Here is a 12,435-nt window from a genome sequence, read left to right as displayed (position 1 = left end):
ACTCCTCCGCCGTCCCTCTGGTCGGCGTCGTCATGGGATCCGACTCCGACTGGCGCGTCATGAGCGACGCGTCCCAGGCGCTCACCGATTTCGGGATCCCGCACGAGGTCGAGGTCGTCTCGGCCCACCGCACGCCGGACAAGCTCATGTCCTATGCGCGGGAAGCCCGGGCTCGCGGCCTGCGTGTCATCATCGCGGGCGCCGGTGGTGCCGCCCACCTTCCGGGCATGCTCGCGTCGATGACGGCACTTCCCGTCGTCGGGGTCCCGGTGCCGCTCGCATACCTGGACGGTATGGACTCGCTGCTGTCGATCGTGCAGATGCCCGCGGGTATCCCGGTCGCGGCGGTGTCGATCGGCGGCGCACGCAACGCGGGTCTGCTCGCGGCCCGGATCCTCGGTGCCGCGGACGACGAGCTGGCCGACCGTGTCGAGGCGTACGCCGCCGACCTCGAGGCCCAGGTCGAGGAGAAGAACGATCGGCTGAAGGGCTCGCTGTGACCCTTGCGCCCCCGCGCGCGACGCGACGTCCGCTCATCGAGACGCGGCCGCTGCGACACCCGGATACGGCCGATGCCGGGCTCATGTCGAAACGCGCCTGGTGGCTCGTCGGTCTCAACTTCCTGCTGCCGGGGTCTGCGCAGGTCCTGGCGGGTAATCGACGGTTGGGGAGATTCGGGCTCGGCGTCACCCTGACGACGTGGTTCCTGGCCCTCGTCGCCGTCGGGCTCGTGCTGTTCGCCCGCCCCGTCTTCCTCTGGCTCACGATCGGTGGCGGGTTCGTATCGGCGGCGCTGCTCACACTCGTGCAGGTGCTCCTCGTGGGAGTCGTGGTCCTCTGGATCGTCCTCACGTTCGACACGCTCCGCCTCGTCCGCCTGGTCAGGGTCCCCGCGCCGTCGCGGTTCCTCGTGCCGGTCGTCGCGCTCGTCCTGCTGGGGCTCGTCGGAGGCGTCATGGGCTACGCGGCCACCGCGGTGGGCTCTGTGCGCGGCAGTGTCGGGGCGATCTTCGGGCAGAGCGGCCCGAGCCTCCCGCCCAGCGACGGCTACTACAACATCCTGCTGCTCGGCGCGGACAGCGGAGACGGCCGCGACTCGATGCGTTTCGACAGCATCTCCGTCGTCTCGGTCAACGCCGAGACCGGAGCAGTGACCATCACCGGAATCCCGCGTGAGCTCCCGCATGCGCCGTTCAGCGACGGCAGCCCGATGCAAGAGCTCTATCCCGAGGGCTTCCAGGGCCACGGGTCGTCCACCTGCGGCTGGAACGGGTGGATGAACCATGTCCGCAACGCCGCGGAGGTATGCCGGGAGGACAAGGGGACCGGGCTCTATCCGGACGCGGAGGCCACGGGCTCGGCGCCGGGTATCGAGGCGACCAAGGATGCGGCGGAGGGCGTGCTCGGCATCGAGATCCCGTACTACGTCTTCGTCGACATGCACGGCTTCGCCGACCTCGTGGATGCCCTCGGCGGCGTCGACATCACCGTCACGGAGCGCCTGCCCAAGGGCGGCCCGCCGGAGGGCTGGTCCGGCACGGACGTGAACGAATGGGCGATCGGCTGGATCGAGCCCGGGCAGCATCACATGGACGGCGACACGGCTCAGTGGTACGCCCGCTCGCGGTACACGACCAGCGACTGGGACCGCATGAAGCGGCAGCGCGAACTGCAGGAGGCGATCCTCGCCCAGTTCACTCCGCAGACCGTCCTCACCCGATTCAACGAGGTGGCCGCTGCGGGCACGGCACTCATCAGCACCGATCTTCCGCAGGGCAAGCTGCCGGAGTTCTTCGACCTCATGCTGAAGGCCAAGGAGCAGCCGGTCCAGACCGTCGAGCTGACACCCGAGAACGGCGTCGACGAGTTCGACCCGAACTACGACTTCATCCACGAGCTCATGCAGCAGAAGCTGCACCCGCCGACGGAGACCCCGGTTCCGGCTCCCTGAGACAGCGGGGAACGACGCAGCCCACGGGCGATGCTCCCGGGAACATCGCCCGTGGGCCGTCCGGTGCATGACCGGATTCGCCAGACGACGGTGATCGGAGGGGGAGGGATCACCGTCGTCCAGCCGGCCACCGCGCAAGGCGGCGACCTGGCTCAGGCGCGCATGCGGCGCGCGACTCAGGCGCGCTTGCGACGCGCGGCTCCGACGGCGACGAGCGCACCACCGGCGACCAGAGCGACTGCTCCGCCGCCGATGATCCACGGCGACACCGATCCACCGGTGAGGGCGAGCTCCGTGCCGCCGGTGAGCGGGAGCTCGGTCCCGGCGGGCGCGGCGGTGCCGGGATCGTGGTCGCAGCTGGAAGCGGCGGCGTTCCCGTGAGACACCGTCACCGTCGCGGTGTAGGCCCGGGAACCGGCGAAGTCGAGGGCGTAGGCCCCCTGCCCGTCGGAGGGCGGGCGGAACGTGACCCTCAGGCTGCCGTCGGATGCGGCGGTGTTGCCCGAGATGGCGGCGGCGCCGGCGTTCTGCCCCGAGACGGACACTCCGACGGTCTCCGAGGGCTCGAAGTACCCGGCGCCGAAGGCGACGGTCGAGACCTCACAGGTGTCGATGATCGCGTCGCCCACCTTCGCGCCTGGAGGCGAGGGGTAGGAGTCGCTCGGTGCCGCAGAGGCGACGGTCGGCGCGGCCAAGATGAGCGCGCCAGCGGTAAGGCTGATGGCAGCCAGTTTCTTCAGCATGATTTCTCCCCAGAATTTCACGCGGAATCGCCTCCGGACACACCCCTGCGTCCGACTGCGCGGAGTCCTCTGCCCCCACGGCAGGTTCACGGACCCCGGTTATTCCCCAGTGAGATGACAGTACCTCATCCGTCGGCGATTGTCACGAGCCGCACTGCAGGGTGTCGCGGGTCAGCTTCGGGGCGACGATCAACGGGGTGTGCTGCACCTCGGTGAGGCGCGCTCCGGCGCCCTCGCCCTGGAACTCCACGGTGATCGTGGTGGAGGCGCCGGGGGCGAGGAGCACCTCGTGCTGCACGACGGAGCGATCGCCGATGGTCGTCGTCTGCACGCCCTCCTCCTTGCCGTCCCGGTCGATATGCGACGGCAGGGCACGGTCCGGACCGTAGACGGCGATCAGGGTGCGCACGCTGCCGGCCGGCACGCCGTAGATGCCGTCGCCGGTGACGTACGGAGGCAGAGAAGTGGCGGCGTCGGCGGGGGCCGTGTTCGACCAGGTGACGCGCACCTGGGTCGTCGGCACCCCCGCGCAGGTCCCCACCGCCGTCGCGATCGAGGCGCGGGTGTAGTAGTCCATCTTCCCGCCGGTCCCGTCGTTGATCAGGACGCCGACCACCGCGGCGTCCTCGTCGTCCTGCGGCATGGCGCCGCCGAGCGCGCTGGCGGCGAGGAGCGACTCCTCCGACTCGTGCGCGCTCCAGATCCGGATGCGGCCTTCGCCGGCGGCGTCGGCGAGAGCACGGACGAGGGCCTGCGGCTCCGCGTGGGACAGAGCGGCCGAGAACAGCCCGCCGGCGGCCTGGGCGAAGATCGCGTCCTGAGCCGCGGGATCGGGGATCGCCGCGTAGATCTCCGAGAGGAGCAGATCGGTCACGGTGTCCGCAGTCGCCGTGAAGGGTCCGAAGGAGAGATCCCCGGTGGCTCGCATGAGGTGTGCGGCGACCACGGCGTCCACCGCGATCACCCCGTCGACCTTCCCCCCGTAGCGCCCCTCCCACCGGGCGGCGATGGTCTGCCCCGCTTCACGGAAGTCGGGGATGCTGGTGATGTTCTGCAGATAACGGCCGGGGCGGTCCTCGAAGAGCGCGACGGTGCTGTCGCTGACCGGCAGCGCCGTGTCCAGCGGGGGGAAGTCGCGCGTCGACGCCTGCCGCTGCAGCGTGACCTTGCCGTTCTCCGCGCGCAGGAGCGCGATCGAGCCGATGATGCCGCCCGATGACCGCAGCTCTGCGTTGTTCTGCATCGCGAGGACGTAGGTGCGGGGGCCCTCGCCGCCGAGCATGGTCGGCAGCAGGACGGAGGCGCCGTGCAGCGCACCGACCGCCGTGGCGGCCTGGGTGACGGCGCCGCGCATCTCCCGCACCGCGTCAGCGAGCGGCGGAAGGGTGGCGTCGGCGTCGATGCGGCGGGCCCGCTCCTCCGCCACGGTCAACGCCGCGCTCGCGGTGCCGAGCGGCTTCTCGACGGCCGCGAAGGGGGCGAGGTCGATCGCCCCGCCCGCGAAGCCGAGGCTCGTGAGGTCGACGTCGTCGGCGACGTCGAGCAGCGGACCCAGGGCGTCCCTGGAGACGTCGTCGGCGATCTCGGCGACCTCGCTCACCGCGCGGAAGTTCGGGCCGATCCAGGGCAGCACAGCGAACGCCTGCCAGATCGGGTCTCCCGTCAGCGATCGGGCCGACTCCGCGTTGCGGGAGATGCGGGCGGCGACCGGGGCTGCCCCATCGAGATCGCCATCGGCGATGGACTGCTTGAGCTGACTGGTCGCTTTCGAGATCTGCTGGAGGTTGTCGACCGCGCCGATGCCGCGCACCGTGACCCAGCCCAGTGCGAGGACGAGGAACACGAGGACGAGGCCGACGGTCCACCCGACCCATCGGCGGCGGACGGGAAGGCGACCATCGCTCACCCTGGCATTCAAGCACGGCGAGGCTGCCCGCCGCGCTCCCGATGCTGTGGGAACGCTGAGTAGCGGTGTGGACAGGTGATGCGCTCCCGGGGTCGTCGGCATCCCGCGGTTAGCCTGATCGCATGGGTGCTCGACTGCGTGTTGTTCTGGATCAGCTCGTGCACGTCGTCGACCCCGATCAGGCGGCGGCGTCGCGAGATCTCGCCGCCGGGCTCGTCCAGACGGCCCCACCGAACTGCACGGTCGACGCGATCGTGCCGTCGGGGGCGGACGTCGACCTGCGCGGCATCGGAGAGGTGCGCACCCTCGCGGTCGGCCGCCGTGAGCTCGCCGCGTCCTGGCAGCTCGGTATCGCCCCTGGCGTCGGCGGCGGCCTCATCCACGCACCCACGCTGCTCGCTCCGCTGGTGCGTCATGACCGCGTGCACGACAACGACCAGACAACCGTCACGCTGTGGGATCTGCGGGCCTGGGAGGCGCCGTCCCAACTGTCCAGGGGCGCCGTCGCCTGGCAGCGCGGGATGCTCCGACGTGCCGTGAAACATGCGGATGCCGTGGTCGTCCCCTCGCATTCGATGGCGCAGCGGCTGTCCGGCCTCGTGAAGCTCGGCGACCGCATCCGCGTCATCGCCGGGGCTCCACCCCAGGGTCTCGTCCTCCCGGCGGACGCCACGTCGCGACGCGACGCACTCGGCCTGCCGTCGGAGTACCTCGTCCTGTCCGGCCCGCAGGACACCCTGGCCGCCGGTTTCCGCGGGGCGGTCGCGGCCGGTCTCGACGCCGTGGTGATCGGAGCGGCGGAAGGCACGGAACCGCGTATCGCCGAGATCGCCGCCGCCGCCGGACTGCCCGAGCGCCGTGCGCACGTCCGAGGGACCCTCGAGGTGTCGGACCGCGCCGCCGTCGTCGCCGGGGCTCGCGTCTTCGTATCCACCGACGCCGTCACCGGATGGCCCTGGCGCGCTGTGGAAGCGATGTCGCTGGGCGTCCCCGTCGTGGCCGTGGAGTCCGGGTGTCATCACGACGTCCTCGCCGACGGGGGAGCGGTGGTCGCCGAGGAGGCGCTGCCGGAGGCGATCGAGGACGCGGCGGGCGCCGGAAGGGAGCGCCTGCGCGTGCTCGCCGCCGACCGGTCGCGGGCCTTCTCCTGGGCGAGTGCCGCGGAGCGGGTGTGGAGTCTGCACGCAGACCTCTGATCACCTGAACGCCAGCTTCGCATCCACGCGACACGCCGGGAGCTGATCGCGTTTCCGTGGCAACAGTGGCATCATCCCGCAACTTCCGTCACACTGGTCACATGTCTCGACGTGCCCCACGCTCTCGAAACACCACGAAGGTCACCCGCCTTCTCACCTGTTTCCTCGCTGCCTCCGCCCTGGTGATCGGCACGGTGGTCCCCGCCACCGCCGCCTCCGCCGCGACCTCCGTCGCACCGACCGTCGCGCGTACCGCCGCCGATCCCGCGCAGACCGGGCTGGTCAAGACCACTCTGGTCGGGTTCACGCCGGGCAACATCATCAGCGACGCCGTGTTCACCAACAAGAGCACGATGACCGAAGCGCAGATCCAGACCTTCTTCAACAGCAAGGTCTCCCGCTGCCTCGGCGGACGGGACGAGAACAACGAGCCGATCGTCTGTCTCAAGGACTTCCGCATGAACACGGTCACCCGTCCGGGGGACCAGTACTGCAGCGGATACTCCGGTGCTGCGAACGAGTCCGCTGCGCGCATCATCTATCGCGTGGCCCAGGCCTGCAACATCAACCCGCAGGTGCTCATCGTCATGCTCCAGAAGGAGCAGGGGCTCGTGACCCACACCTGGCCGAGCGCCTGGCGGTACCGGATCGCGCTCGGGCAGGGCTGCCCGGACACCGCGCCGTGCGACCCGAACTACATCGGCTTCTTCCACCAGATCTACGGTGCCGCGCGCCAGATGCAGATCTACATGGAGGGCAAGTGGTTCCAGTGGTACGCGCCGGGGCGCACCTGGAACATCCTCTGGCACCCGAACTCGTCGTGCGGCTCGGCACCCGTCCGTGTCGCCAACAAGGCGACTTCGGCGCTCTACTACTACACGCCCTACCAGCCGAACTCTGCGGCGTTGAAGGCCGGATACGGCACAGGCAACAGCTGCTCGTCCTACGGCAACCGGAACTTCTACAACTACTTCACGGATTGGTTCGGTTCCACGCAGGCCGTGGACCCCGTGTTCACGATCAACCAGCTCTACACGAAGCTCGGCGGCGCCGCGGGCGTCCTGGGAGCGGCGGGCTCCAAGCCTTCGTGCACGGCCTCGACGACGCGGTGCACGTGGAACTACGCGAAGGGGCTGATCACCTGGACCCGGGCGCTCGGAGCTCTGACGGTGTACGGCGACGTCTACACCGCCTATGCCGCGCAGGGCGGCCTCGGTGGCAAGCTCGGGTATCCGGCCGTGACCCCCAAGGCGATCACGGATCCGAACGGCAACGGCATCTCCCAGCAGTTCGACAAGGGGTGGATCCACTCCTCCGACAAAGGAACGTACGCGTCGTCGTCCACCGTGATGAAGGCGTACAGCGCCGCAGGCTGGCTGCGCGGCTCCCTCGGGTGGCCGACGGGTGCGGAGAGCTGCGCGTCCGGACGGTGCCTGCAGACCTTCGCCGGGGGAACGATCAGGTACGACACGGGGAAGGCCGCGTACGTCGTGCCGTCCGTCGACGACGCGAGCATCCGCGTTGTCTACGCCGCGCAGGGCGGGTCGGACGGCGACCTCGGATATGCCGCGGCGGCGACGCAGACCGTGGTGGACCCGAACGGCAACGGAAAGGCGCAGCGCTTCGACGGAGGCTGGATCCATTCCTCCGCAGCAGGCACCTTCGTCTCGTCGACGACGATCATGACGGCGTACAGCAAGGCGGGCTGGGTCCGTGGCGCATTCGGTTGGCCCACCGGGCCGGAGAAGTGCGCGGGAGACGTCTGCACGCAGCCGTTCCAGCGCGGTGCGCTCCAGTACACGAAGGGCGGCTCGGCGGGTCCCGCGGCGAGTGTCACCAACACCGCGATCAAGGCGGTATACGACGCGTCCGGTGGTGTGACAGGACCGCTCGGCTACCCGCTGAAGTCCGTCCAGACAGTGACGGACAAGAACGGAAACGGCTTCGCCCAGCAGTTCGCGGGTGGATGGATCCACTCGAGCGCTTACGGGACCTTCGCGAGCTCGTCGCCGATCATGACGCTCTACTCGGCGTCAGGATGGATCCGCGGGAGCCTGGGCTGGCCCACCGGCGCGGAGAAGTGCACGGACTTGGGCTGCACGCAGGCCTTCGCGAAGGGCACCCTGACGGTACCGAGTGCGGGTTCGGACGGCACCAAGGTGGCCGCAGCGATCCGGACCCTGCACGACGCGATCGGCGGTACAGCGGGATGGATCGGCGCGCCTGCCGCCCTCGTGCAACACGTCACGGATCCTCAGGGCAACGGTGACGCCCAGAAGTTCGCGAAGGGGTGGATTCACTCGTCGGCGAAGGGGACCTTCTCGTCCTCGTCGTCCATCATGTCGGGCTACAGTGCAGCTGGATGGGTGCGCGGCTCCCTCGGCTGGCCGATCGCCGAAGAGAAGGCCGTCACCGACCCCAATGGCAACGGCCTCACGCAGCAGTTCGCCGGCGGTTGGGTGCACTCCTCGGCAGCCGGATCGTTCGCCTCCTCCTCGGCGGTCATGTCGGCGTACAGCGCCGCGGGCTGGATCCGGGGATCCCTCGGATGGCCGACGGGCGCGGAGACAACCGTGACCGACAAGAACGGGAACGGGCTCTCCCAAAAGTTCGCCGGTGGCTGGATCCACTCGTCCTCGCACGGGTCGTACTCGTCCTCCGCGACGGTCATGAAGGCGTACAGCGCCGCCGGCTGGCTTCGGGGTCCGTTGGGCTGGCCGATCGGTCCGGAGAAGTGCGAGAACGGCTCGTGCGGGCAACCGTTCATGGGCGGCTCGATCCGCTACGAGGCGGGCTCGCCTGCGGTCGCGATCCTGACCAATCAGAATGCGGCGATCCAGAAGGTGTATCAGGCCGCCGGCGGGGCCGGCGGACCGATGGGTCACCCTCTCGCCGCGGTCCAGACCGTCTCCGACAAGAACGGAAACGGCTTCGCCCAGAAGTTCACGGGCGGCTGGATCCACTCGTCCGCGGCGGGAACGTTCACATCCTCCACGGCGGTGATGGACGCCTACAGCGACGCTGGCTGGCTCCGCGGCGCGCTCGGGTGGCCGGTCGGCGCAGAGACGTGCGGCGGGGACATCTGTCAGCAGGCTTTCACCGGAGGCACCATCCGCCTCACGGGATCGAAGGATGACGTGTTCCTCACGAACGAGAACGCGGCGATCCAGAACCTCTATACGTCCATGGGTGGTGCGAAGAGTGCGCTCGGTTACGCCTCGACCGATCTGCAGGTCGTCTCGGATCCCAACGGGAACGGCTTCGCTCAGGGCTTCACGGGCGGATGGATCCATTCTTCGACTCACGGTACGTTCGCGACCTCCGCGGCGATGATGAAGCTCTACAGCGCTCGGGGATGGATCCGCGGAGACCTCGGTTGGCCGACCGGCCCGGAGATCTGCACCGCGACCACCTGCACGCAGACCTTCGCCAACGGCACGCTTTCGTTCAGCAGGTGAGAAGGAGGAGGTCCGATAGACTGGCGGCATGAAGGTACTGCTCACAGGAGCTGACGGATTCATCGGATCGCACCTCGCGGAGCAGCTCGTCAGAGATGGTCACGACGTCCGAGCCCTGGTGCTGTACAACTCGTTCGACTCGCGCGGTTGGCTCGATGGCATCGCGGACGAGGTCGCGAAAGAGATCGAGTTCCTGCCTGGTGATGTCCGTGATCCTGCGCTGATGATGTCGGCGGTCAGTGACCGTGATGCGGTCCTGCATCTCGCCGCGCTCATCGCCATCCCCTACTCGTACGCGGCTCCTGACCTGTATGTGCAGACGAACATCCAGGGCACGCTCAACCTGCTCAATGCAGCGCGTGCCGCTGACGTGAGCCGCTTCATCCACACGTCGACCAGCGAGGTCTACGGCACCGCCCGGTACGTACCGATGGATGAGGGGCACCCGCTGCAGGGGCAGTCGCCTTACTCCGCATCCAAAATCGCGGCGGACCAGATGGTGAACGCGTACCACTCGTCGTTCGGGCTCCCCGCGGTGACGATCCGCCCGTTCAACACCCTCGGGCCGCGGCAGGCCGGCCCCGCCGGGGTCCCCACGATCATCAGCCAGCTCGCCGCCGGCAAGCGGGAGGTCCAGCTCGGGGCACTCACTCCGACCCGCGACTTCACCTATGTCCCGGACACGGTCGCCGGATTCACGACGGCGCTGACCAGCACCGCCGGCGTCGGAGAGGTGATCAACCTCGGTGTTGGCTTCGAGGTCTCCATCGGGCAGACGTTCGATCTCATCGCCGAGGTGATGGGCGTCGATGCCGTGGCCACCGAGGATCCCGCGCGGCTGCGCCCGGCGAACTCGGAGGTGGAGCGGCTTTTCTCCGACAACGCGAAGGCGCGCGAGATCCTGGGGTGGGCGCCCCGGTACGAGGGTGTGGACGGCTTCCGCGAGGGCCTGCGCGCCACCGCCGAGTGGTTCACCGACCCGGGCAACCTGGCGCGCTACCGCACCGACGCGTACGTCGTATGATCACCCCCGCAGATTTCGTCCGCACGATCCGCCGCGTGGTGGGCGATGAGCCTTTCGTCGGCCTGCACGTCCCCGACATCACCGAGGTCGAGAAGCTGCGGGTGCAGGAATGCCTCGACTCGACCTTCGTCTCGAGTGTCGGCGCTTTCGTGACCGAGTTCGAGCGGGGCATCGCCGAGTTCACCGGTGCCCGTCACGCGATCGCGGTGTCCAACGGAACGTCGGCCTTGCAGGTCGCGCTCGAACTGGTCGGAGTCGGCGCGGGCGACGACGTGATCGTCCCGACCCTGTCCTTCGTGGCCACCGCGAACGCGGTCTCGCATGCGGGCGCCCAGCCGTACTTCGTCGACAGCGATGAGATGTCCGCTGGGTTGTCTGTCGATGCCGTCTCGGACGTGCTCCGCTCCGCGCGATCCACGTCCGAGGGCCTGGTGAACGCCGTCACCGGACGACGCATCGCCGCCATCGTGCCGATGCACACGCTCGGCCACCCGATGCGCATCGTCGAGCTCGTCGCGCTCGCGACCGAGTACGGCGTTCCCGTGGTCGAGGATGCCGCCGAGTCGCTCGGCAGCCGGGTCGACGGCGTCCACACAGGCAGGTTCGGCCGGATGGGCATTCTCAGCTTCAACGGGAACAAGATCCTCACGACCGGTGGCGGCGGGATGATCCTCACCGACGACGACGAGCTCGCCCACAGGGCGCGCCACCTCACCACGACGGCGAAGCTGCCGCACCGCTGGGAGTTCGAGCACGACGAGGTCGCGTACAACTACCGGATGCCCAACCTCAACGCCGCCCTCGGCGTCGCGCAGCTCGAACGCCTGCCTCGCTTCCTCGCCGACAAACGCCGGCTGGCGGCTCGCTACCGCTCCGCCTTCGCCGACGTCGATGGCATCGAGTTCCTCGACGAGCCGGAGGGGACCGTGAGCAACTACTGGCTGTGCGCGGTTCGCGTGGACGGCGACATCGCGCGCCGCGATGAGTTCCTCGAGGCGACCAACGACGCCGGCCTGCAGTGCCGGCCGTTCTGGAATCTGCTGCACGCCCAAGCGCCCTATCGTGAGCTGCCGCACGCCCGGGTGCCCGTGGCTGAAGCCCTGCACGCGTCCGTCGTGTGCATTCCGAGTTCGCCGACGCTGGCAGCGGCATGAGGACGATCGCCGTCGTCACCGGCACCCGTGCGGACTACGGGCTGCTGCGCGGATTGCTCCGGGCGATCGATGACGACCCGCAGCTCGACCTCCGGATCATCGTCACGGGCACTCATCTCACGGACTCCTTCGGGAGGACGGTGTCCGAGATCGAGCGGGACGGGTTCACCGTCGCCGCGGCGGTTCCGATCTGGTCGGGCGACGATAGCGCTCTCGCTGCCGCCGCGGACGTCGGCCGCGCCCTGCCCGAGTATGCGCGGGCGCTGGCGGACATCGGCCCCGACGTGGTCGTGGTGCTGGGGGATCGTCTGGAGGCCTACGCCGTCGCGACGGCCGCGACGATCCTCTCGGTTCCGGTCGCGCACATCCATGGCGGGGAGCTCACCGAGGGGGCGATGGACGACGCACTCCGCCACTCGATCACCAAGATGTCGTACCTGCACTTCACCTCGACGCCTGAGCACCGCACGCGGGTCATCCAGCTGGGGGAGGACCCGCGACGGGTCTTCTTCTTCGGCGCGCCGATCGTCGACATCCTGGAGACCTTCGAGCCGATGCCGCGCCGTGACGTCGAGGAACGGTTCGGCATCCGGCTGCCCGAGCCGACGGCGCTCGTCACCTTCCATCCGGCGATCATGGACGTGGCACCGGCCGAGCACCTCGTCGAGGAGCTCCTCGACGGATTGCTCGCGGTAGACGAGCTCCACATCGTCATCACGGGGTCAAACTCGGACATCGGCACGGATGCGGTCCGGGAACGGATCGCGCGCTTCGTGTCCGAACACCCCGAGCGCGTCGACTATGTTGAATCGTTCGGACAGCGCGGCTATCTCAGCGCCATGAGGGCGGCTGCCGTCGTCGCGGGGAACTCCTCCAGCACCGTCTTGGAGGCGCCGGTCCTCGGGACCCCCTCTGTGCTGATCGGCGATCGCCAGAAGGGCCGACCGATCGCCGCGAGCGTGGAGGTGCCAGAGCCCACCGCCGCGGCGATCGCCGCCGCCAT

Annotated in this window: 9 protein-coding genes; 7 read left to right on the top strand and 2 right to left on the bottom strand. The window is 69.2% G+C overall.

All coding sequences use genetic code 11. From position 1 onward, the window contains the following. The first annotated feature begins 32 nt into the window (after positions 1 to 32). Together purE and KVS71_RS15340 are read left to right on the top strand one after the other, a co-directional pair. On the top strand, positions 33 to 500 hold the full coding sequence (gene purE, locus KVS71_RS15345; RefSeq protein WP_217584992.1) for a 5-(carboxyamino)imidazole ribonucleotide mutase: 468 nt from the start codon (positions 33 to 35) through the stop codon (positions 498 to 500). Next, positions 497 to 1,951: an LCP family protein gene (locus tag KVS71_RS15340; RefSeq protein ID WP_217584959.1), complete on the top strand. Its 1,455-nt coding sequence runs from the start codon at positions 497 to 499 to the stop codon at positions 1,949 to 1,951. Before purE ends, KVS71_RS15340 begins: the two co-directional genes overlap by 4 nt. 176 nt (positions 1,952 to 2,127) lie before the next feature. Here KVS71_RS15340 and KVS71_RS15335 read toward each other — a convergent pair whose 3' ends face one another. Together KVS71_RS15335 and KVS71_RS15330 are read right to left on the bottom strand one after the other, a co-directional pair. Further along, entirely contained in the window at positions 2,128 to 2,694 is a 567-nt protein-coding gene (locus KVS71_RS15335; protein ID WP_060922789.1) for a hypothetical protein, read from the bottom strand. Positions 2,695 to 2,836: 142 nt separating this feature from the next. Beyond that, positions 2,837 to 4,600 (bottom strand): DUF4012 domain-containing protein, encoded by a 1,764-nt coding sequence (locus KVS71_RS15330; RefSeq protein ID WP_217584958.1) that lies wholly within the window; start codon positions 4,598 to 4,600, stop codon positions 2,837 to 2,839. Between the two features lie 122 nt (positions 4,601 to 4,722). Between KVS71_RS15330 and KVS71_RS15325 the strand changes: the two genes are divergently transcribed. The 5 genes from KVS71_RS15325 to neuC all read left to right on the top strand — a co-directional run. Further along, a complete protein-coding gene (locus KVS71_RS15325) occupies positions 4,723 to 5,796 on the top strand; it encodes a glycosyltransferase (RefSeq protein WP_060922791.1) in 1,074 nt (357 codons plus the stop codon). 101 nt (positions 5,797 to 5,897) lie between these two features. After that, the gene (locus KVS71_RS15320) at positions 5,898 to 9,254 is read left to right on the top strand and encodes a hypothetical protein (protein ID WP_217584957.1); all 3,357 of its coding nucleotides are present in this window, start codon (positions 5,898 to 5,900) and stop codon (positions 9,252 to 9,254) included. 28 nt (positions 9,255 to 9,282) lie between these two features. Further along, positions 9,283 to 10,278 carry a GDP-mannose 4,6-dehydratase gene (locus KVS71_RS15315; RefSeq protein WP_217584956.1) on the top strand — a complete coding sequence of 332 codons (996 nt, stop codon included), beginning with the start codon at positions 9,283 to 9,285 and terminating at the stop codon, positions 10,276 to 10,278. Beyond that, positions 10,275 to 11,432 carry a LegC family aminotransferase gene (locus KVS71_RS15310; protein ID WP_217584955.1) on the top strand — a complete coding sequence of 386 codons (1,158 nt, stop codon included), beginning with the start codon at positions 10,275 to 10,277 and terminating at the stop codon, positions 11,430 to 11,432. The genes KVS71_RS15315 and KVS71_RS15310 overlap by 4 nt, the downstream gene beginning before the upstream one ends. After that, the coding region (gene neuC / locus KVS71_RS15305) for a UDP-N-acetylglucosamine 2-epimerase (protein ID WP_217584954.1) at positions 11,429 to 12,435 on the top strand (1,007 nt) is incomplete at its 3' end. The genes KVS71_RS15310 and neuC, both read left to right, overlap by 4 nt.

Source organism: Microbacterium sp. GbtcB4 (assembly GCF_019091465.1).
Lineage (GTDB): Bacteria > Actinomycetota > Actinomycetes > Actinomycetales > Microbacteriaceae > Microbacterium > Microbacterium paraoxydans.
This window is presented reverse-complemented; position numbering and strand designations above follow the sequence as displayed.